Here is a 23,315-nt window from a genome sequence, read left to right as displayed (position 1 = left end):
GTTTGAAACAGTACTATTCATCGATCTTGAAAAAACTTACTTCATTTTTACTTACATTAATTATAGGTTTTAATATGAAAAAACTTTTATTGAGTAGTCTTGTCGGTTTAGTTTTGGTTGGTTGTGGTGAAAAAAAAGTAACTGAAGAAATGCTTATTGGTGAGTGGGATTGCACATTTTCAGGGCAAGAGGCAAAATGGGAAAATGGTAAATTTTCTGACTATGCACCACTCAAACAAGATAAAGGGATGATTAGGTATTTTATGAAGGACAATACCTTATTTTTCAATTTTGGTACAGATACATCTTATCCATATAATTTAAAAGCTTATTATAATGATTCAATGGATATAAAATCCAATAATGGTGTTACATCAAAAACGCAAAAGACCATGAACTATTTATCACCAGACAAATTCAAAACAACGGAAGTAACTGAAATTCTTATCGATAATGCTCCAAACGCAAATCGAAAAATGAATGTAGAAATAAATTGTGACCGTGTAAAAAATTAAAACAAAAGTTCAAGCAACAAACTAAACTGTTGCTTGACAGTCTGTGAAAATCAGGTGACGATATGATTATTGAATGGTCTTAATTTTATTCCTATGACGCAAGTGCATTTAATTTATCCTATTTCACCACTTGATTTTAGTGATACTGAGATAAATATTAACTTTCTCAAACAACACCTTGACCAATTTCAACAATGGTCGATGAAGCAATTTAAACAAAATGCAGATATTGATGAATTAGTGCATCTACGCAGTCAATTTATCGATAAATTACTTGCACGATTATGGTGCTATTTTCAAATTCCCGATCAAACTTCATCAGCTTTAAAAAATAATCGTATTGCATTAATCGCTGTCGGGGGGTATGGGCGAGCAGAGCTACACCCTTTGTCAGATATTGATATTTTGATATTAAGTGATTACCCGCTTAATTATGACATCGAAAAACAAATCGGCAAGTTAGTACGGCTGCTTTGGGATCTTCATTTGGATATAGGTCATAGTGTCAGAACGCTAAAAACGTGTTTGCAAGAAGCTAAAAACGATATTACTATCATGACCAATTTAATTGAATCAAGATGGGTTGCGGGTAATAATCCATTATTACAAACCCTTCGACAACACATTTTTAGTGATAAAATTTGGCCTTCTCCTGCTTTTTATCGTGCTAAAATTGCCGAACAACAAGCCCGGCATCAGCAATATCACAGTACAACTTATAATCTTGAACCTGATTTAAAAAATAGTCCGGGCGGTCTACGGGATATGCAAATTATTCAATGGATTGCGATTCGTCACTTTGGCGATGAATTTTTGCAAAAAATTGCTGATTTTCATTACCTCACTCCAGAAGAGGTAGACGAATTTAGAACTTGTCGTAAATTTTTATGGCGTATTCGTTTTGCCCTTCACAGTGTCATTACTCGCTATGACAACCGATTGCTTTTTGATCGTCAATTAAGTATCGCCAAGCTTTTAGGCTATCAAGGTCAAGGAAATGCACCTGTTGAACAAATGATGCATGATTACTACCGAATTGCACACAACGTTACTGAACTCAATCAGATGTTACTTCAATTATTTGATGAATCTATTCTTGAAGTTAATCCAAGCAATAAACCCTATGCTATCGATGAACACTTTCAAATCCGAGAAAAATTAATTGATGTAAAAGATGATAGTATCTTTAAAAAAGATCCGACAATGATACTGCAACTGTTTTACACCATTTTGCTCAATCCTCAAATCATCGGTCTCTATTCTAATACCATTCGTCAGTTACGCTCTGCAAGGCGAAAACTTACCACATTATTATGTGAACAGCCTAAAGCCAGAACACTATTTATGTTAATCATTAAGCATCCGGATGCCATTGCAAAAGCAATTTTACCCATGCATCGTTATGGTATTTTAGCGGTCTATATACCTGGTTGGAAACATATCGCTGGTATGATGCAATTTGATCTATTTCATACCTATACAGTTGATGAACATACGGTACGATTATTAATAGAGCTTGATAGTTTAAAATCAGAACAAGGGAAACAAAAGCATCCTAATAGCTCAAACGTTTTTGCTAAATTATCCAAACCTGAACTGTTAATTATTACGGGTTTATTTCATGATATCGGTAAAGGTCGACATGGTGATCATTCTGAAATTGGTGCTAAATTAGTTGAAAAATTTTGTCAATTACATGAGCTTGAAACAAAAGATACTGATCTGATTATTTGGTTAGTACGCTATCATTTACTGATGTCAGTCACGGCACAAAATCGAGACTTACAAGATCTTGCTGTGATTCAAGAATTTGTTCAACAAGTTAAAAGTCGGCGTCGCCTTCAATATTTACTCTGCTTAACCGTTGCTGATGTGTGTGCGACGAACGAAACACTTTGGAACAGTTGGAAACAAAGCTTAATACGTCAACTGTATTTTAATGCCGAACACTTATTTGATATTGGAATAAACCAAATACCGGAACAGCGGAGTATTGCTCGTCAACACAAGCAAGAAGCACTATCCATCTTAATCGCTCAAAATTATGATGAGCAACACATCAAAAACTTTTGGCTAAACTATCGGGTGGATTACTTTTTGCGCTACACTACCGAACAGATTGTGTGGCATGCTCAAAATTTGTTAAACCACGACTTAACGCAAACACTAGTTATGATCAATCCGACGCCGTATCATGGTGGTACAGAAATCGTTATTTACTCACCAGACCGACCTTATTTGTTTGCTACCGTCTGCAACAACTTAAGTATGCACAATTTAAATATACTTGAAGCGCTTATCATCACTAATAAACAAGGATTTGCGCTTGATACCTTTATTGTACTGGAACCTAACGGCAATACCGTTCAATCTGATCGCCATGAAGGTATAATAAATGCACTTGAAAAAACATTACAACAACCGACTTATAAAGGTGTTACGGTAAAACCGCCTAAACAACGATTACGCTATTTTTCAGTGCCGACACAAATTAACTTTTTATCATCCTTTAACGAAAGTCAAACCTATATGGAATTGATTGCTTTAGACAGACCTGGACTTTTAGCTTGTGTTGGAGAAGTTTTTGCGAACTTAGAAATATCTTTAAGGAGTGCCAAAATTGCCACTATCGGCGAACATATCGAGGATCTGTTTATTTTGACCGACAAACATAACCATGCCCTTGATGATGATACTTGCCATAAACTAAAACAATCCATCATTGTTGCGCTCGATGCAATGAATTAATCACATAAATTAAAGATAATAACTATGCAATTTTTTACTATTTTGTTTCCTATTTTTTGTATTTTCGTGGTGGGATTTATTGCGCAGAAAAAATTACATTTTGATGTGGCAAACCTGTCCAAAATGTCACTGTATGTGCTTTCACCCTTTTTGGCATTTAAAACATTTTATACACATACCTTAACAACAGAATACTTATTCTATATTTGCTATATTTTTGGTCTCTGTTTTGCTCTAGTCATCATTATTTCGATTTGGTCTATTTTGATGAAATATTCCAGCAAAGAACGCTGTGCAATGATTTTAAGCGCTTGCTTTATGAACAATGGTAATTATGGCACACCCGTATTGCTTGTCTTTTTTGGCACAATAGGATTTGATCTGGGCGTAATTATGATGGTGCTACAACAATTTGTCATGAGTACTGTTGGTATCTATTATGCGGCAAAAGGTAGCGCACGAGATGATATCGTTACGCAAAAAGATGTCATTAACAAAGTTATTCGCATGCCTGTGGCGTATGGGGCGTTTTTAGGTATCCTTTTTCAACTTTGTAACATTCCTCTATCTAAATCGATTATGACGTCCATTGGGATGATTGGTGACGCATCTATCGTGGTGATTATGATTATATTAGGTATGCAATTAGCAAAAATAAAAATCACCCAACTGGATTATCCTAAATTATCTTTTGCACTCCTCACAAGGATGATTCTATCGCCAATTGTTGCTTGTGCCATGGTCTACTTCATGCCTATTGCACCGGTATATAAGCAAGTGCTAATAGTACTAGCGGCAATGCCAAGTGCGGCAAACACGACATTAATGTCGGTACAATTTGACACGCACCCTGAACTTGTATCAAGTGCCACTTTTTTCAGTACTTTAATCAGTTTAATTACCCTACCGATTGTTCTATCCTTAGTTGGGGCGCCCATTCCTTACTGATTCATGATCTCTCGATAAGAGAGATCTTATCTTTTACCATCAAAAACCATTTTTTTGATAAACGTTATCTGGATTCGGCCCTACGCGTTGATTTTGGTTAAGTCCATTAATCGCTTGTATTTCATCTGAAGTGAGTTCGAAATCAAAAATATTAGCATTCTGCATAATTCGATCCGGATGTGCTGATTTAGGGATCACAATGTAACCATTTTGAATATGCCAGCGTAATGTCACTTGTGATGCTGATTTCTGATATTTATTACCAATTTTAATAAGAAGCGGATCATTAATGACTTTGTTACGAGCCAACGGTGACCAAGCTTCAATAGCAATCTTTTGTTGTCGTAAATATTCCACTAATTCGATTTGAGTTAAATAAGGATGAATCTCGATTTGATTAAGCATGGGTTTAATATTTGCTTTGGTTGAGAGTAATTCTAAATGTGAGATTTGAAAATTACAAACGCCGATTGCCCGCACACGCTTTTCTTCATACAGTTTTTCGAATGCCTTCCATGTATCAAAAAAAGTGTCACTTAATGGCCAGTGAACTAAAAAAAGATCGAGGTAATCAAGCTGTAAATCTTTTAGCGACTGATCAAAACCCGCTAATGTTTTATCATAACCTTGATTGCTATTATTGATTTTAGTGGTAATAAACAATTTATCACGTGCGACATGGCAATCTTTAAGAATTTGCCCGAGTTGCTTTTCGTTCTGGTAAAGCTGAGCGGTATCAAACGCTCGATACCCCGCATTAATAGCCGCATTTACTGCACATGATAATTCATCAAAATCAGTTAATTGATAAGTGCCAAAACCGAGTTGCTGCATTGCTACATGATGACTAAGCATTACTTTACTGTTGATCGAAATCGTCATGATAACCCCTTCTATTTTATTCAGATTATTGATCAATTATATCGATCATATCGATATTATCAATTAATTTAGAGTATTATCTCTTCTTCATCACCATCCCAATCTTTTTCGAATTGATTCACAAACTCAACCAATATAGCGTGACGTTTTAATGCGATTTTTTTAGCAATTTGTGTATTCATCCTATCTTTGAGTAAAAAGAGTTTTTCATAAAAATGGTTTATTACTGTATTAGGTTGTTTATAGTTTTCTTCATTTAATGATGTTCTGGGTAATATAGTGGGATCATACATAATATTGTGCTTGTTACCCCCATAGTAAAACGTCCGAGCGATACCAATAGCACCAATGGCATCTAATCGATCTGCATCTTGTACAATTTGCCCTTCTAACGACAATTCTTTTTTTTGAGTAAGATTTTTTCGATATGACATATTTTCAATAATGTCAAAAATATGTTTAATTTCGCTTTGACTGATCGTTTGTTGAATTAAAAAATCGTGTAACTCACTCATGGCGTGATTCACATCTGATACCACTTTTTCATCGATAACATCATGAAGATAGGCACTTAAAATCACGATAAAGTAATTGGCTGTTGGCTCATGTTTTAAAATTTGTTTTGCCAATTTAACTACTCTTTCAATATGCGCCATATCATGACCAGAAAAATCGTCAGCAAGTTTTTGTTTAACAAAAGTTTGAACATTATTGATAATTTTTTGTTGATCGACCATTTTCTTTGATTCCTGACTCATTCGATTTATCACTTCCTTAATGTGGGACACTATTTTGAGATATGATTAACATTTAGGTCAAATTATGCTTGATGCCATTGATAAGCGAATAAACTAAGATGACCTAAAATTTTAGTTAACAAAAAAGAGGCGATTTTTTTCTACTTTTTTGATTTGATAGAATGATATAAATCAAACTATCTTTTTAATTTAACTTTTCGCTCGGATAATAACACACCACAGAGCGTAAATAATGTGCCAAACGCAGCAAGCCAAGTAAACGGCTCATTCAATATAATTACCGCACCAATAATCGTTAACACAGGGACCAGATAGAGATAAATGCTAATCTTTACAGCCCCCACTAATTTCACCGCATAATTCCAAGATACAAAACAAATTGCAGATGCCCCTACGCCTAAAAACAGGATATTAAATAGATTGGTTGTATTGCTAAATCGGGCTAAATTTAGTTTAAAATCGAATAAATAAAGTGCTGGAAGCATGAGCAATAAACCATAAAAAAAGAATCGTCGGGTTAATAAAATCGTGTTATACCCTCGATGACTACTTTTTTTAGTTAAAATCGAATAACATGCCCAAAATAAACAGGCTAACATAGCGAGCAGATCACCAAGCGGATTCATGGCAAGCACATATTTACCATTAAAACAGATTAATCCAACGCCAATCGAGGCAAATAAACAACCAACGTAAAAACGCTTAGGTGGTGTTTCAGCCTTGAGAAAAAACATAGCTAATAGCGCAGTAAATATGGGGGCTAATGTTGTGATAATTCCTACATTTGAAGCAGTAGTATAGGTTAATGCAATATTTTCACATAAAAAATAACAAGTAATCCCACATAATCCAGCACATAAAAACATGAACTCTTGTTTTACTCCTTGCCAAACTAACAAACGAGGGCATAGAATCCAGAGCGTTACATAACCCAGTAAAAAACGAAAAAATAAAATCTCTATCGGTTTAAACTCAATTAATAATGTTTTGGTGGAAATAAACGTCGTTCCCCAAAAAAACACAGTCATTAATGCAATTAAATGCCCCTGTGTTCTTTTTGTTAATAACATAAAGACCTCAATCTTACAGCAATGTAGCCCTTTCTGAGTAAATTTTTACTCACTTTTTAAAGGCATTGATAAATATATTAGGAATAATACAAAAATTATGTCTAGTGCTTACTTGATTTTGTTAAAAATAATGCTATTTAAGAATATGCACTTATACTAACGCTATGCTCTTTTGTGTGCAAACAATTTCAAGTCGTTATAATGATAGGTAAATATAAAGAAGAAAGATGACAGATAAAAAAAATCCACCCGAAATTCGAGTGGAGGGCAAAAAATGAAAAAACGTAATCTGTTAATATAGACAAGCAAAAACCCAAAAAGTTCAATTTAATTTCAGATATTTTTGAAATTTTATTAAAATAATTTTTAATTATTTGATTTATCTTTATTTGTTTAATTAAATTTTTTTCAAAAAAAGTAAAATTTTTTACTTTTTCAACATCCACTAATTAATCATGTCAGCTTTGTAACCCATCCCCTCTAACGCTAGTTATAAAGTCACATTTACAAATGAAACTATTTAACGCTTTTAATAAGAGCAAAACTATCATAAAACAAACATTTGATTGCCTAACCCAAACTAAGCTAACTTGTATTCATGCTTGATTTCACCTATAATGCCCCGATATTGTATTACGTTACTTATCACAATTGGGGCTGATTCTGGATTCGACGGGATTTGCGAAACCCAAGGTGCATGCCGAGGTGCGGTAGGCCTCGTAAATAAACCGCAAAAAAATAGTCGCAAACGACGAAAACTACGCACTAGCAGCTTAATAACCTGCATAGAGCCTTCTCTCCCTAGCCTCCGCTCGTAGGACGGGGATCAAGAGGAGTCAAACCCAAACGAGATCGTGTGGAAGCCTTGCTTGGGGCGGAAGCATTAAACTTAATCAAGCTAGTCTATCGGTAGCGTGTTTGTCCGCAGCAGGTAGGCGAAATTTAAAGACAAACTACGCATGTAGTACCAAGGATGTAGAAATTTCGGACGCGGGTTCAACTCCCGCCAGCTCCACCACTTATTGTTCCATAGCAGGCTATTAAAACAATTAATTAATTGAAAAATTAATAATTAAAGGTTTGCTGTTTGTAACCCATCCAGATTAACGCAAGTGAATCCAACCCAAATTGGTACATTTTTAGGACACAATTCTATATTACAAAATTTCGTGTAACAATTTCTTTGTGATCTATATAAGGAGTATTGATAGGAAGAGTAACTAAATCCCCTAAGCAATACCGAGATCCACAAGAAACATATCATTGATAAAGAAATCACCTTGCATGATGGGGATCGCTTATTTTAAACAATTACTATCATAACAAATACAGTTGACAGTATTTTTCAATCATAAAGTTAGGACTTTTTATTTCAGATGATTTAATTATGACAATCCGTTATGTCTATTATTAATTTTTTATCAATGATCAACTCTCCTATATTCGATTGAATTTTTCTATTTACCAAATTTTGTTATAATTACTGCTAGAGCTCTCCTTTTAAAGCGACCAACATTGGTAAAAATAATGAAATTTAATGAAGATACTCGTGTAAAGATTCCTGTTATTCTGCATTTAGTCCGTTTGGGATATCAATATCTATCACTTAAAACTCAGCAATGGGATAAAAATACCAACATATTTCCAATTCAATTTCATGAAGCCATGTCTCGAATTAATCCAGATCTAAGTCATGACGATATTAATCGTCTGTTACAAGATATTAGTTTGAGCCTTGACAATGAAGATCTTGGTAAAGCTTTTTATAAAATGCTAATTAATCGTTCTGGTATCAAACTGATTGATTTTGAAAATTTTAATAATAATAGCTTTCATGTTGTGACAGAGTTGACCTATCAAAACGAAGATGAAGAGTTTCGGCCCGATATTACTTTATTGATTAATGGTTTACCACTTATTTTTATTGAAGTAAAAAAACCGAACAATCGCAAGGGAATGCAAGATGAGTATAATCGCATCAATAGACGTTTTCAGAATAAAAAATTTAGGCGTTTTGTTAATATTACACAGTTCATGATTTTTTCTAATAATATGGAATATGATGAAAATGCATTGCAGCCAATTGATGGCGCATTTTATGCTAGCCCATCTTATCATAAACTGAGCTTTAACTACTTCCGAGAAGAAGAGAATTTAAACTTTTCAACGTTACTTAAGCCACTAAAAGAAGAACAAGAGCTGACCATTTTAAAAGACAACAACTTGGAAGTTATTCGTGCCAGTTCGGAATTTGATATTAATAAAGACCCCAATCGACCAACTAATCGAATTTGTACGTCCCTATTAAGTCGGCAACGCTTAACTTTCATCTTACAATATGCTTTAGCTTATGTTTCTGAACGAGATGGTTTGCAAAAACATATCATGCGTTATCCGCAGATCTTTGCTACTAAAGCTATTGAAGAGCGACTTAATAGCAATATTAAAAAGGGTATTGTTTGGCACACTCAAGGTAGTGGAAAAACCGCATTAACCTATTATAATGTACAATTTTTAACCGATTATTTTCAAAAAAAGCAAATTATTCCTAAGTTCTATTTTATTGTAGATAGGATTGATTTGCTGGAACAAGCTCAACGCGAATTTACTAACCGAGGATTAGTCGTCCATGTTATTAATTCTCGAGAACAGTTTAGCCAAGAAATTAAAAATCAAAAAGCGATTCATAATCATAGTGGTCGTCCTGAAATTACGGTTGTTAATATTCAGAAATTTAAAGACGATCCTGATGTTATTTTAAACAACGATTATAACCTTTCAATTCAGCGTATTTATTTTCTAGATGAAGTCCATCGCAGCTACAAACCCACGGGTAGTTTTTTAGCTAATCTTACTGAGTCTGATCGAGATGCCATTCATATTGGTCTAACCGGAACACCACTGTTAGGCGACAATAACTCACGTCGTTTATTTGGTAATTATATTCATAAATACTATTACAATGCCTCTATTTCTGATGGTTATACATTACGTTTAATTCGTGAAGACATTGCAACACGTTATAAATGTTCACTACAAAAAGCGATTGATGAAATTGAAGTTAAGCAAGGTGAAATTAACCGTTCTTTAGTGTATGCCGATCCCCATTTTGTCGAGCCAATGCTTGATTACATTATTACTGACTTTGAAACCAGTCGTCATGCCTATAATGACGCATCAATTGGAGGTATGGTAATTTGTGATAGTGCCGAACAAGCAAAGCAAATGTTTACGATTTTTAATGAAAAATACGCTGGGCAGTCAAGACAAGCACCACTCAAGGCGGCCAATGAAAGTATTTATTCTGTTTTAAAAATCGCGGAACCGAATAGTCATTATGAGACTAAAAAATGGCAAAATTGTCGGGTGAATTCTGCTGCACTAATTTTACATGATGTTGGAACCAAAGAAGATCGTAAAATATTGGTAGAAGAATTTAAAGCAGGAAATATTGATTTTCTATTTGTTTACAATATGTTACTTACTGGTTTTGATGCTAAACGGCTTAAAAAGCTCTATCTTGGACGTATTATTCGCCAACATAACTTGCTACAGGCACTCACACGAGTTAACCGACCTTATAAAGATTTTCGTTATGGCTATGTTGTCGATTTTGCAGATATACGTAAAGAATTCGATGCAACAAATCGCGCTTATTTTAATGAGCTACAAGAAGAGTTGGGTGATGAGATTGAGCATTATTCACACTTATTTAAGTCGTCTGAAGAAATTGCAGCAGAAATCGAGCATATCAAAGATGTATTATTCCGTTTTGATTGTGAAAACGCAGAAATTTTTAGTGATCAAATCAATCAAATTGATGATAAAAAAACGTTAAATATATTAAAAAGAGCGTTAGAGGATGCCAGAAGCCTTTATAATATTATTCGTTTACAACAAGATTATGTTTTTTTAAATCACCTTGATTTTGAAATGCTCAATCATCTTTATCGAATGACGGTCGATAGGTTAACTACTTTAAATTATAAAGAAAGCATTGAACTAGGCAGTGATGATTTCAACTTAATCAATATCGCTCTGGAAGATATTATTTTTGAATTTATCAAAGTCGGGGAAGAAGAACTAATACTTTCCGATGAATTTAAAGAAACACTTCGTAAAACGCGTGAAGCATTAAGTAACAATTTTGACCAAGAAGATCCCAAATTCATCACTCTCAAAGAAGAGTTAGAAAGACTGTTCAAAAAGAAAAATTTACGTGAAATCAAACAAGAAGAGATGAAACAAAATATACCAGTATTAAATCATATCTATCAGCGTATTAAAGAACTTAACCGCCAAAATGAACTACTTCGGAAAAAGTATCAAGGTGATCGAAAGTACACCCGATTACATAAACGTCTGTTAGAAAATCATCAAACTCAAGCATCGGAACGCAATATTTATGAAGCACTATTAAGTGTTAAACAAAATACGGATGATTTGGTTTTGCGTAACTTACAAATATTGGATAACGAAAGTTATTTTAAACGAATGGTTATGCCAAATATTATTGAACATTTTGTGGAATGCCAAAATATCAATCTTAGCATTAACGCATCTAATTACCTCAATCAATTGATTGTAAATGAATATTTAAAAGAATTTAATTATGGAGCCTATTCGTGGTAATAGAAACTAAGTTACAAACTAATACCCTAAAACTTATTGATGATTTAAAAAGCGTTTGTGCTAACTATGGGTTAGGCAACGATGGCAATGAATTTAAAATCATTACTCAAGCATTTTTATACAAATTTTTAAATGATCAATTTATTGCTGAGGCTAAAAAGAAAGATAAAAATCTTGCTAAAGTCAAAGATGCTGAAGAGTTTTATAAGTGTATATCAGCAATGAGTGCAGATGAGTTCGCTCGATTAGAGCGAAAAATGGATGGGAATATTGCTAAATTGGAGCCGATTCATTTTATCCGTTTTTTGTTTCAGCGGCAAAATGAAGGTGACTTTGCTAAATTAGTTGATGATACCTTGCTTAATATAGCGACATTGAATAATGATATTTTTGCAATCAAAACGGAAGGGGAAGCCAAGGTCGTTCTTTTTGATCGTATCAGCCAATTTATTGCTGATCCCGCAAAGCGGGATGAATTTTGTCGAGCCATTATTAATAAACTGGTGAACTTTCAATTTAGTTTTGAAGGTAGTTTTGCAAAAGGCTATGATTTTTATGCCACAATCTTTGAATATCTAATCAAAGACTATAATAGCAATAGTGGTGGTAAATATGCCGAATATTATACACCTCACTCAGTGGCACGTATTATGGCAGCAATATTAGTACCTAAGGAGCAAAAAAATACCTTAACCAATATAAGTTGTTATGACCCAGCGGCAGGATCAGGTACATTATTAATGAATCTTGCTCATGCGATTGGTGAAGATCGCTGTACTATTTATACGCAGGATATTTCGCAAAAATCATCTAACCTTCTACGCCTTAACTTAATTTTGAATAGTTTGGTTCTTTCTATTTCTAATGTGATTCAAGGCAATACACTACTACATCCCTATCATAAAGAAGGCAATCGATTAAAACGATTTGACTATATCGTCTCTAATCCACCGTTTAAGCTCGATTTTAGTGATTTTAGAAAGCAATTGGATTGTGATGAAAATCAACAACGTTTTTTTGCTGGCATTCCAAAAATCAAACCTAAAGACAAAAGTAAGATGGAAATTTATCAGCTCTTTTTGCAGCATATTATTTTTTCACTGAAGCCAGAAGGCAAAGCGGCTGTCGTGGTACCCACTGGATTTATTACCGCCCATTCTGGTATTGATAAAGCGATTCGTCAGTATTTAGTCGAAAATAAAATGCTAGCGGGTGTGGTTTCAATGCCTAGTAATATTTTTGCGACAACGGGAACCAACGTTTCAATTTTATTTATCGATGGCGCTAATAAAAGTGATGTTGTTCTAGTTGATGCCTCCAATTTAGGTGAAAAGATTAAAGATGGGAAGAATCAAAAAACCATTTTAACGACAGCTGAAGAACAACAAATTATTGACTCTTTTAACCAAAAACAAGTAAAAGATGATTTTTCGGTAGTAGTGAGCTATGAGGAGATTGCTAATAAGAACTACTCATTAAGTGCTGGACAATATTTTGATGTCAAAATTGATTATGTTGACATTACCCCAGAAGAGTTTGCCGCAAAAATGAAAGGATTTAGTGATAATTTGGAAAGCTTATTTAGTGAATCTCGCCGCTTAGAAGATGAGATTACAAAGCATTTGGTAAAGGTGCAATATGAGTAAATATCTTCGTATAGATGAAATAGTAGAAAGTATTTCCAAGACACATAAATTTGATATAGATATATTAAAGTTCTTAAACACTTCAGATATCTATTCAGGAAAGATAATAAATATTAATTATTTACCATTATCACAATTAAAAGGGCAAGCCAAAAAAACTATAAAGAAGAACGATATACTATTCAGTGAAATACGTCCTCAAAATAAAAGGTTCGCTTATGTGGATTTTGATGAAACTTACGATTTTGTCGTTTCAACTAAGCTTATGGTATTAAGAAATATCAATCCACTTGTAGATAATAAGTATTTTTATTATTTTTTAACTAATGATCATATGCTTTCAGTATTACAAACCCGAGCTGAAAATAGAATATGTTCTTTCCCTCAAATAACGTTTGATCTGCTAAGTGATTATAAAGTAAGAGTTCCTGATATTAATGAGCAAAAAAGAATTAGTAGCTTATTAAGCAGTTTAGACAAAAAAATCGAGCTCAACAATCAAATCAACGCTGAACTTGAATCAATGGCTAAAACACTATATGACTATTGGTTTGTGCAGTTTGATTTCCCCAATGAAAATGGTAAACCCTATAAATCATCAGGTGGAAAGATGGTCTATAACTCGGTGCTTAAGCGTGAAATTCCTGAGGGGTGGCAGGATAAAAAATTGTCAGATATTGCTAATATCACTATGGGGCAATCACCAAATGGGGGATCATATAATGAGAATGGTGATGGTGTTATTTTTTTTCAAGGTTCAACTGATTTTGGTTGGCTTTTTCCTAGTATTAGACAATTTACAAATCAACCGATTAGATTGGCTAAAAAAGGAGATATTTTATTAAGTGTAAGAGCTCCTGTAGGCGATATGAATATCGCAAATAACGATTGTTGTATAGGAAGAGGTCTGGCTGCAATGAATAGTAAAGAAAGTTTCGATGTTTTTTTATTCTATGTAATGAAATACTTTAAAACAATATTTGAAAGAAGAAACTCTGAAGGAACCACTTTCGGATCTATTACTAAAAATGATCTACATTCTTTACAACTTTCCTATCCATCTTCAAGTATTTTAAAAAAATATGAGGCTATTGTCTCAAATTACAACAAAATGATTTTTGAAAAAAGTCTAGAAACCGAAAAATTAACTAAACTTCGAGATTTCCTTATCCCCATGCTGATGAATGGTCAAGTAACCATAAAAGAGTGATTAATCCTATTAGGCCGTTTTTATGACGGCTTGTTCATTATTTTTTACTAAGCTTATTTTATGTTCTTCAAGTTGAAATCAAAATAGTAATATGTTTAGTTATATTTTAATTTTTAAAAATTAAAAAAAATTTATTAATTATAGTGATATTCAATAAATTCAACTGACGCCAGCTTTTGTTCTATAGTATTCCATTAAATCCCATAATTAACTTAAAAATAAACAATTACTGTTTTTCATATCCATCCCCTATCCAAATTAATCCCCGATGAAGTCTAACTCAAATTAGCATACATAATAGTGATTATACTTTATCAACGTCCTAACATTGGAGAAAGAACTGGTTTTGGATTAGAAAATTATCCTCAAATATCATTCGCCGATTCTCGTAGTATTCTTCATGAATTTCGGTCTTTATTAGCAAAAGGCATAGAGCTACAAGTCTAAATAGCTTAGCAAGAAAAGCAATAAAGTCATTTTCACACTGATTATCGACATAAACGACACTGACACTTATAAAAGAAAAGATTGATTAAAAAACACTCATAATAATTTTTATGATTATAATAATTATTGATGAATTACTAATGATTGTCGATTATTTTGCCATAGTTAAATATTAAATAGAAATGGCGACCGATATCATATATATCCTTGGGGTAATATATTCAATGTTTGATAAGCTCAGTGTGACCATTATTTTGTCATTTATGCTAGTTGAAACTTTTCTTTCAATCTTTTTAAAAGAAGGCTTTCAATGTAAAAATAAAAAGAAATCATTAACTGTTCGAGTGAAATATTATATTCTAATATAATAAAATCCCTTGCATTGAATACATCATTTATTTTTTGTACTACCTTCTCGCCATTACAATCTAAATTAAAAAATGTCTTGTATAAATTATATAAATCTTTTGCGTTTACTGATTCAATTGCAAACACTCTATCTGTATTCTGAGAAACATATGGTAAATTATGAGTTAAAAATAAATCATGTTTATGAGAATTATGTAATCGATTTAGTAATTTTAGAAACAGTGTATGCTCTATATGTTGGTCTTGAAAGTTAATAGTTTCTTCTTTATCTTTATTTTTTTCCCTTATACTTTGAGATTTTAATAACTGTCCTATCGATTCGATCTTAGTGTTGTTATTTCTAATATAACAGTCATACTGAATAATATTATCTATAATTCTTTTCATATTAAAAGTAAGACTCATTAATTCATAATTTAGTGTTTCATCACTAAAAAAGTCGGAAGATAAACTTAGTTGTTGTATATTAGTGTTTATAAACTTAGGATATTTTTCAAAAAATAAATATGAAAATGCATTATAAAATGAATAAAACTTTATAAATTCATAATCTAAATTTCTACTCATTGATAACGTAAATTTATTCTTTATTGAAATATATTCTTCCGTTCCCTTTTTTATTAATTCTAAGGAATAATTTTTTCCATAACCTGTTTGATAACTGACCTCTAAATCGGGGTTAGTTAAGACGGTATCATCACGAGGAAGTGTTAGAATAACGGCTTGAGGAACATCAGTATTTTTAGTCATTATTAAATTCCTTTTATTATTACTTTGAACTAAATTATATTATTTCTACAAAAAATATAAAGATTCTATTTTAAGTGAACTTATTGTTCGCTTTAGTTAAAAGCAATTAAGCGCTAAAGCTATGTATTTTTTAATTAAATCCACAAATTTCTTTCACTTTTTCTAAAAACAACTTACTTACATTTGATAAAACTTGATCTTTTTTCCAGATAATATTCAAACTAGGCCCAAGGTTTGTTGCAAATGGTTTAAAACATATTAGACTTTCATCGCTGGTATTGACTAGTTCATCAAGAGTGAATGCATAACCAGTACCTTAACGCACCAAAATTGGATAACTCTTTATCCTAATAAAGATTCTATACTACTTTCAAAAGATGGTAGTGTCGGCATTGCTTATAAAGTTGAAGAAGATATGAAAATTATTACTTCAGGGGCATTATTGCATTTAAATATAATAGATGATGAGTTCTTACCTGATTATTTAACTTTAGTTTTGAATTCACCAATTGTTCAATTGCAAGCTGAACGAGATGCGGGTGGATCTATTATTCAGCATTGGAAACCATCCGAAATTGAAGAGGTTATTATTCCTAAATTATCATTAGATAGTCAGAAAAAGATATCTGATCTAGTTCTACAATCGTTTAAACTCAAAAAACAATCCGAACAACTTTTAGAGGTTGCTAAAAAAGCGGTAGAAATAGCGATTGAACAAAATGAAGCAACAGCGATTGATTATATCAACTCATACAGTGAGTTAATGCAAGAAGATATAAACTTGCACTAAACTATTTTTGTAATGTAAAAACTCAGCAGACTTGAATTTATCTGCTGAGTTTAATATCCGCATTGATAAGAAACGTACAAACAGTAATTCACTTTGGTCATCAATAAAAGATTATTCAAGATAGTTTTGGCAGATTTAAACGTATTATTAAGTATTTTGCTATTCAAGCAAAATACTTACAACACCTGCTTTACCAAACTCATAATATATTCTAAATTTTTAGTATCAGACACAGTTAATTCATAATCACCCGTCGCCCAATGACCAACATTAGAAACGTCTTTTGTTAATTTTTTAGGATCGTCAAGATTGCCTTTTTTAGCATTAATCCAGATTTTTAATGATTTATTTTGTAAGTGTATAGAGACAATATTATTTTTACCCTGTTTAAAAGCAATATAAAATTTTTTAGGCGAAATTTCTAGATCTGTCGATAACGCTAAAATAGCATTCTTAAAGCTTTCATAAAGCTCTAGAACGTCATCTGATTTATCATTCAAATGGTAGTCTTCATCATATACAACTAACTCTTTGGTTACTTTATCTAATGCCGAATCTTTCGTATGTTGCACTTGTTTAATACTTGGTGCTGATTTAGAACGTTTAATAGGGTTAATCGAAATTAAGTCATTATCAAACCGTTTAATTTCCCATAGTTCTATGGCTAAATCTTTAAAGTTAGTCGACTGTTTTTGATAGTCAGTAAACGCAGGGGAAACAAAAATAATTTTACTTTGCGACCAATCAATTTGATGACGTTTTAAATTTGCTTGGCAAGATTCATTATACTCGACAATAAAATCAGCTTGATAATCCAGCATAAGATTTAAGTAGGTTACACCCTGATCGATAACACTAAAATTACGTTCACGTTTATATTCAATAATGACAAATGCATTTGCTTCGGTATCATAAGCCAAGGTATCAATGCGGTAATCTTTGATTTTGAATTCAGATTTTACAAAGGTTAAATTACCAATAATATCTAAATTATGTTCAAATAATGACTGGATCTCTTTTTCTAGTTTGAACGGCTTTTCTTTTAAGATAGTCAATTTATGGCTTTTATTTGCGAAAATTTGCATTATTACTTCCTAATCAATTACATCACTTTTCATAGAATAAACGATTCCGTATTTTTTTGCATTATTTATAAAAATAAAGATATTATGAATATCAATCCAATGATCCCCCTAAATTGGACTACGATAAAATGAAACTATATCTAATTTCATTAACCAGATAACTATGAAATAGTTCAACGTTCACCAGCTCATCAATGCATCATTTATTGATATTCAATCAACAAAAGAAAAGTGGTAATATCTTTATGATTTTATATTAATCAAGCGTTTTAGTTATATAATTGATATTACACAAATGTATAATTAAATATTGTACTCTCCTCTTCTCTCGGATACTAAAATCAAAACAGTCAAACCACAAGAGAAAGCATATGCCTAACAAGTTGGCATAAGATTATCTTCTGCTCATTAAACCTACTGGTACAAAGATCTGAAAGATTAACTGTTAATGGCTCGTTTCAGAAAAAACGAGCTTTTGTTAGTTTTCCCGAATTAAATTTAGCTCAAGATCGTATAAAACGCATTACAAAAAAAGTTATTATCTAAAGGTAATAATCCTCAAACCTATAAAAATTTGAACAACGTCATTCATTAGAATGAACAATAGAATACTTTTGAGAAGGTCGCCATATCTGCATTAAAAGATGGAAGAAGAATTTGATCCTAATGCTATTGAAGCAGCATTAGCTGATATTGTAGTTAATAAAATAAGACGCAAATATCATCGATCAACTTATCTAAAACAAAATTATAAACAAATCTAACTTTTTGTAAAATTTAGTATTTATTTATAAACGATAACCAATTATAATGTCAAGATTATACAATTAAGGAGATAATGATGGTTAAAAATTCAGACTTAAAAAAAATTATAAACATGGTTGCTGAAGAGCAAAATTATAACGTTAAGGAGGTTAATACAAAAACCCAATTATACTTAGATGGTTGGCATACTGTTGCATTTGAAATTAGAGAAAATAGCACAGGATACTTACAGGCACATCCATGGGAATCTGTTGATGAAAATGGTGATGGTCGATATGGAAGGGCTGTGTATTCGCTACGCTCAGTTAGTGATGTTATTCAATTTTGTTCCATTTTAATTTCTAGTTCAAAAATTCGAGCTAAAAGAAAGGAATAAATTTACTAACTATTTCTTACATCGCATACTTATAAGGTTTAATTAGTAGATTGTTAGAGCAATTTGTATCACACTCTATTAACCAAAACAAATAGTCCATTGAATTACATTTTCTAATACTGGTTAAAAGGTGAATTTAGTTAATATTTTCATTGCGTGCTTCTAAGGTTTCATCAATAAATAACCCAAGGATTTGTGATGATATAATTCACCGTCATCGCCTTTTATAAAGATTATGGTATCAGGGTATGTTCTATTGGGTAGAAGTACGGAATTTCTACCATATAACTCATTAATCTTATCTTGCCCATTTAATGCCCAATCAGGGGTATCCAATACTTGAAAATCGATATCGACATACACATTTGTCTGATTTTTTCGATATAACCCACTTTCATACGTTTTTTCTGTTATATCCGTTACTTTTACTATTTTTTTAGGGCCATAGCAAAATGAACTATTGTAAAAAGGTTTCCTTCCGCTATTCCCTCTATTATCAATAAATTGATGCCAGTATTCACGCCCCAAATCAGTTAAGTCATAGCGATAAATACCTGATTGCCCTTCAACCGGCGTTTGGCTTAATAAGCCTAATTCAGCAAACAGTGGTAAGGTTCGTGTCAGGTCTTCTTTATTCCAAACCGTCCATTGACTGTCACTTTCTAATACCGGTTCATCAGTATACGGAAGTTTTACTGAACCGAGATAATAGCAAAAGTCGCCTTTAGCTTTATTTGTGGCTCGTGATTCATCATATTCTTTTTGAATATGCTCCCTTAGTTTTTCTTTGTTATAACAACCCAATAGTGAACAGGTGATTAATGTCAGTAAGGTGAATTTAGTTAATGTTTTCATTGCATACTTCTAAGGTTTAATCATTAAATGAGTTAAGGGTTCATGATATAATTCACCGTCATCGCCTTTGATAAAAGTGATCTCATCAATATAAGTTTTTCCGGGTACTTTTACCTTTATAGGATCATACAAAGCATTGAGTTTATCTTCCCCATTTAATGCCCAATCAGGGGTATCCAATACTTGATAATCGATATCGACATACACATTTGTCTGATTTTTTCGATATAACCCACTTTCATACGTTTTTTCTGTTATATCCGTTACTTTTACTATTTTTTTGGGGCCATAACAAAAAGAGCTATAGTAAATAGTTTTCTTACCATTATTATTAATATATTGATACCAATATTCACGCCCCAAATCGGTTAAATCATAGCGATAAATGCCTGATTGACCTTCTACTGGCATTTGGTTTAATAAGCCTAATTCAGCAAACAGTGGTAAGGTTCGTGTCAGGTCTTCTTTATTCCAAATCGCCCATTGACTGTCACTTTCTAATACCGGTTCATCGGTATACGGAAATTTAACCGCGCCTAAATAATAACAAAAATTGCCTTTGGTTTTGGTTAACGACATTGACCTTTCATATTGTTTTTGAATGAGCTCCCTTAGTTTTTCTTTGTTGTAGCAACCTAACAGTGAACAGGTGATTAATGTCAGTAAGGTGAATTTAGTTAATGTTTTCATTGTGTGCTTCTAAGGTTTAATTAGTAAATAGGCTAAGGGTTGATGATATAATTCACCGTCATCACCTTTTATAAAGACAACAGTTTCAGGATAATTTTTTCCTGGCAATTTGACTTTTACTGTATATAAGGCATTAAGCTTATCTTGATTATTCAACGCCCAATCAGGGGTATCCAATACCTGATAATCGATTTTTACATTAACTTGTGTTTCCTTTCTTCCTGTAAAACGACCTTTTTCATACGTTTTTTCTGTTATATCCGTTACTTTTACTATTTTTTTAGGGCCATAGCAAAATGAACTATTGTAAAAAGGTTTCCTTCCGCTATTCCCTCTATTATCAATAGATTGAAACCAGTATTCACGTCCCAAATCGGTTAAGTCATAGCGATAAATGCCTGATTGACCTTCTACCGGCGTTTGGCTTAATAACCCTAATTCTGCAAACAGTGGTAAGGTTCGTGTCAGGTCTTCTTTATTCCAAACCGTCCATTGACTGTCACTTTCTAATACCGGTTCATCAGTATACGGAAGTTTTACTGAACCGAGATAATAGCAAAAGTCGCCTTTAGCTTTATTTGTGGCTCGTGATTCATCATATTCTTTTTGAATATGCTCCTTTAGTTTTTCTTTGTTATAACAACCTAACAGTGAACAGGTGATTAATGTCAGTAAGGTGAATTTAGTTAATGTTTTCATTCCGTGCTTCTTGGTTTCATCAAATAATAAGCTAAGGGTTCATGATATAATTCTCCGTCATCGCCTTTGATAAAGGTTATCGTAGCAGGGTAAGTTTTATTGGGTAGAAATACAGAACTTCTACCATATAATTTATTAATCTTATCTTGCCCATTTAATACCCAATCAGGCGTATCTAATACCTGATAATCAATTTTTACATACACATTTGTCTGATTTTTTCGATATAACCCACTTTCATACGTTTTTTCTGTTATATCTTTTACTTTCACTATTTTTTTAGGGCCATAGCAAAATGAACTATTGTAAAAAGGTTTCCTTCCGCTATTCCCTCTATTATCAATAAATTGATGCCAGTATTCACGCCCCAAATCGGTTAAGTCATAGCGATAAATGCCCGATTGACCTTCTACCGGTGTTTGGCTTAATAAGCCTAATTCTGCAAACAGTGGTAAGGTTCGTGTCAGGTCTTCTTTATTCCAAACCGTCCATTGACTGTCACTTTCTAATACTGGTTCATCCGTATACGGTAGTTTTACTGAACCAAGAAAATAGCAAAAGTCGCCTTTAGCTTTATTTGTGGCTCGTGATTCATCATATTCTTTTTGAATATGCTCCCTTAGTTTTTCTTTGTTATAACAACCCAATAATGAACAGGTGATTAATGTCAGTAAGGTGAATTTAGTTAATGTTTTCATTCCGTGCTTCTAAGGTTTAATCAATAAATAACCCAAGGATTTGTGATGATATAATTCACCGTCATCGCCTTTGATAAAAGTGATCTCATCAATATAAGTTTTTCCGGGTACTTTTACTTCAACGCTATATAAGGCATTAAGCTTATCTTGTCCATTTAATGCCCAATCTGGGGTATCCAATACTTGATAATCGATATCGACATTAACTTGTGTTTCTTTTCTTCCTGTAAAACGACCTTTTTCATATGTTTTTTCAGTTATATCCGTTACTTTTACTATTTTTTTAGGGCCATAGCAAAATGAACTATTGTAAAAAGGTTTCTTCCATCTATCATCAATAGATTGATGCCAGTATTCACGTCCCAAATCGGTTAAGTCATAGCGATAAATGCCTGATTGCCCTTCTACCGGTGTTTGGCTTAATAAGCCTAATTCTGCAAACAGTGGTAAGGTTTTCGCTAATTTACCTTTATTCCAACTCGCCCATTGAGTATCACTTTCTAATACCGGTTCACCCGTATACGGTAGTTTTACTGAACCAAGAAAATAGCAAAAGTCGCCTTTAGATTTATTTAGTGAGCGTACTCTGTCATATTCTTTCTGTATATTCTCTTTTAACTTTTCTTTATTATAACAACCCAATAGTGAACAGGTGATTAATGTCAGTAAGGTGAATTTAGTTAATTTTTTCATTGTGTGCTTCTAAGGTTTAATTAGTAAATAGGCTAAAGCTTCATGATATAACTCACCGTCATCGCCTTTTATAAAAGTAACAGTTTCTGGATAATTTTTTCCTGGCAATTTTACTTTTACTGTATATAAGGCATTAAGCTTATCTTGATTATTTAATGCCCAATCAGGCGTATCTAATACCTGATAATCAATTTTTACATCCACATTTGTCTGATTTTTTCGATATAACCCACTTTCATACGTTTTTTCTGTTATATCTTTTACTTTTACTATTTTTTTAGGGCCATAGCAAAATGAACTATTGTAAAAAGGTTTCTTCCATCTATCATCAATAGATTGAAACCAATATTCACGCCCCAAATCGGTTAAGTCATAGCGATAAATGCCTGATTGCCCTTCTACCGGCGTTTGGCTTAATAACCCTAATTCTGCAAACAGTGGTAAGGTTTTCGCTAATTTACCTTTATTCCAACTCGCCCATTGACTGTCACTTTCTAATACCGGTTCATCCGTATACGGTAGTTTTACTGAACCAAGAAAATAGCAAAAGTCACCTTTGGTTTTAGTGATTGATCTTGCCCTATCATATTCTTTTTGAATATGCTCCCTTATTTTTTCTTTGTTATAACAACCCAATAGTGAACAGGTGATTAATGTCAGTAAGGTGAATTTAGTTAATGTTTTCATTG

20 protein-coding genes and 1 other RNA gene are annotated in these 23,315 nt (G+C 32.7%); 10 read left to right on the top strand and 11 right to left on the bottom strand.

Annotated features, from left to right (window positions below; genetic code table 11):
• The first annotated feature begins 74 nt into the window (after positions 1-74).
• The 3 genes from ACGH6P_RS00935 (at position 75) to ACGH6P_RS00925 (ending at position 4,211) form a co-directional block, all read left to right on the top strand.
• The gene (locus tag ACGH6P_RS00935) at positions 75-515 is read left to right on the top strand and encodes a hypothetical protein (RefSeq protein ID WP_411596507.1); all 441 of its coding nucleotides are present in this window, start codon (positions 75-77) and stop codon (positions 513-515) included.
• A 69-nt stretch (positions 516-584) separates the two neighbouring features.
• Positions 585-3,263 (top strand): bifunctional uridylyltransferase/uridylyl-removing protein GlnD, encoded by a 2,679-nt coding sequence (gene glnD / locus ACGH6P_RS00930; protein ID WP_411596506.1) that lies wholly within the window; start codon positions 585-587, stop codon positions 3,261-3,263.
• A gap of 24 nt (positions 3,264-3,287) precedes the next feature.
• Positions 3,288-4,211: an AEC family transporter gene (locus ACGH6P_RS00925; RefSeq protein WP_267349837.1), complete on the top strand. Its 924-nt coding sequence runs from the start codon at positions 3,288-3,290 to the stop codon at positions 4,209-4,211.
• Positions 4,212-4,250: 39 nt separating this feature from the next.
• On the opposite strand, the gene ACGH6P_RS00920 is transcribed toward ACGH6P_RS00925, so the two are convergent.
• The 3 genes from ACGH6P_RS00920 to ACGH6P_RS00910 all read right to left on the bottom strand — a co-directional run bounded on the left by ACGH6P_RS00920 (position 4,251) and on the right by ACGH6P_RS00910 (position 6,921).
• Positions 4,251-5,093 (bottom strand): aldo/keto reductase, encoded by an 843-nt coding sequence (locus tag ACGH6P_RS00920; protein WP_411596505.1) that lies wholly within the window; start codon positions 5,091-5,093, stop codon positions 4,251-4,253.
• A 68-nt stretch (positions 5,094-5,161) separates the two neighbouring features.
• Positions 5,162-5,851, bottom strand: coding sequence for an HD domain-containing protein (locus ACGH6P_RS00915; protein ID WP_267359342.1), 690 nt, complete (start codon positions 5,849-5,851; stop codon positions 5,162-5,164).
• Positions 5,852-6,027: 176 nt separating this feature from the next.
• Positions 6,028-6,921, bottom strand: a complete 894-nt coding sequence (locus ACGH6P_RS00910) for a DMT family transporter (RefSeq protein ID WP_267349843.1) — start codon at positions 6,919-6,921, stop codon at positions 6,028-6,030.
• A gap of 653 nt (positions 6,922-7,574) precedes the next feature.
• Here ACGH6P_RS00910 and ssrA point away from each other — a divergent pair.
• The 5 genes from ssrA (at position 7,575) to ACGH6P_RS00885 (ending at position 14,856) form a co-directional block, all read left to right on the top strand.
• Positions 7,575-7,939, top strand: a transfer-messenger RNA (tmRNA) gene (gene ssrA, locus ACGH6P_RS00905).
• Positions 7,940-8,448: 509 nt separating this feature from the next.
• Complete coding sequence (locus tag ACGH6P_RS00900) at positions 8,449-11,553, top strand: type I restriction endonuclease subunit R (RefSeq protein WP_411596504.1); 3,105 nt, start codon at positions 8,449-8,451, stop codon at positions 11,551-11,553.
• Positions 11,547-13,199, top strand: a complete 1,653-nt coding sequence (locus tag ACGH6P_RS00895; RefSeq protein WP_411596503.1) for a class I SAM-dependent DNA methyltransferase — start codon at positions 11,547-11,549, stop codon at positions 13,197-13,199. The genes ACGH6P_RS00900 and ACGH6P_RS00895 overlap by 7 nt, the downstream gene beginning before the upstream one ends.
• On the top strand, positions 13,192-14,409 hold the full coding sequence (locus tag ACGH6P_RS00890; protein ID WP_411596502.1) for a restriction endonuclease subunit S: 1,218 nt from the start codon (positions 13,192-13,194) through the stop codon (positions 14,407-14,409). Before ACGH6P_RS00895 ends, ACGH6P_RS00890 begins: the two co-directional genes overlap by 8 nt.
• Positions 14,410-14,709: 300 nt before the next feature.
• Positions 14,710-14,856: a hypothetical protein gene (locus ACGH6P_RS00885; RefSeq protein WP_411596501.1), complete on the top strand. Its 147-nt coding sequence runs from the start codon at positions 14,710-14,712 to the stop codon at positions 14,854-14,856.
• A 261-nt stretch (positions 14,857-15,117) separates the two neighbouring features.
• Here the strand turns inward: ACGH6P_RS00885 and ACGH6P_RS00880 are convergent, their stop codons facing one another.
• Positions 15,118-15,975: a hypothetical protein gene (locus ACGH6P_RS00880; protein WP_267359332.1), complete on the bottom strand. Its 858-nt coding sequence runs from the start codon at positions 15,973-15,975 to the stop codon at positions 15,118-15,120.
• 415 nt (positions 15,976-16,390) lie between these two features.
• Here ACGH6P_RS00880 and ACGH6P_RS00875 point away from each other — a divergent pair, with 415 nt between their 5' ends.
• Positions 16,391-16,765 carry a hypothetical protein gene (locus ACGH6P_RS00875; protein ID WP_267359330.1) on the top strand — a complete coding sequence of 125 codons (375 nt, stop codon included), beginning with the start codon at positions 16,391-16,393 and terminating at the stop codon, positions 16,763-16,765.
• 176 nt (positions 16,766-16,941) lie between these two features.
• Here the strand turns inward: ACGH6P_RS00875 and ACGH6P_RS00870 are convergent, their stop codons facing one another.
• Entirely contained in the window at positions 16,942-17,850 is a 909-nt protein-coding gene (locus ACGH6P_RS00870; protein ID WP_411596500.1) for a DUF5655 domain-containing protein, read from the bottom strand.
• Positions 17,851-18,691: 841 nt separating this feature from the next.
• On the opposite strand from ACGH6P_RS00870, the gene ACGH6P_RS00865 reads away from it, so the two are divergent.
• On the top strand, positions 18,692-18,991 hold the full coding sequence (locus tag ACGH6P_RS00865; protein WP_267349863.1) for a hypothetical protein: 300 nt from the start codon (positions 18,692-18,694) through the stop codon (positions 18,989-18,991).
• Positions 18,992-19,153: 162 nt separating this feature from the next.
• On the opposite strand, the gene ACGH6P_RS00860 is transcribed toward ACGH6P_RS00865, so the two are convergent.
• From ACGH6P_RS00860 to ACGH6P_RS00835, 6 genes are read right to left on the bottom strand one after another with little or no spacing between them, the layout of a single operon-like run.
• On the bottom strand, positions 19,154-19,846 hold the full coding sequence (locus ACGH6P_RS00860; RefSeq protein ID WP_411596499.1) for a hypothetical protein: 693 nt from the start codon (positions 19,844-19,846) through the stop codon (positions 19,154-19,156).
• Between the two features lie 9 nt (positions 19,847-19,855).
• Positions 19,856-20,536: a hypothetical protein gene (locus tag ACGH6P_RS00855; protein ID WP_411596498.1), complete on the bottom strand. Its 681-nt coding sequence runs from the start codon at positions 20,534-20,536 to the stop codon at positions 19,856-19,858.
• Between the two features lie 9 nt (positions 20,537-20,545).
• A complete protein-coding gene (locus ACGH6P_RS00850) occupies positions 20,546-21,235 on the bottom strand; it encodes a hypothetical protein (RefSeq protein WP_411596497.1) in 690 nt (229 codons plus the stop codon).
• The gene (locus ACGH6P_RS00845) at positions 21,232-21,933 is read right to left on the bottom strand and encodes a hypothetical protein (protein WP_411596496.1); all 702 of its coding nucleotides are present in this window, start codon (positions 21,931-21,933) and stop codon (positions 21,232-21,234) included. Before ACGH6P_RS00845 ends, ACGH6P_RS00850 begins: the two co-directional genes overlap by 4 nt.
• A 9-nt stretch (positions 21,934-21,942) precedes the next feature.
• Positions 21,943-22,626, bottom strand: coding sequence for a hypothetical protein (locus ACGH6P_RS00840; protein WP_411596495.1), 684 nt, complete (start codon positions 22,624-22,626; stop codon positions 21,943-21,945).
• A 9-nt stretch (positions 22,627-22,635) separates the two neighbouring features.
• Positions 22,636-23,313: a hypothetical protein gene (locus ACGH6P_RS00835; protein WP_411596494.1), complete on the bottom strand. Its 678-nt coding sequence runs from the start codon at positions 23,311-23,313 to the stop codon at positions 22,636-22,638.
• Positions 23,314-23,315 lie beyond the last annotated feature (2 nt).

Origin of the sequence: Gilliamella sp. CG25 (genome assembly GCF_046635705.1) — a bacterium.
GTDB lineage: Bacteria > Pseudomonadota > Gammaproteobacteria > Enterobacterales > Orbaceae > Gilliamella > Gilliamella apicola_I.
The sequence above is the reverse complement of the archived record's forward strand: the minus strand, read 5'-3'. Positions and strand labels throughout refer to the sequence as shown.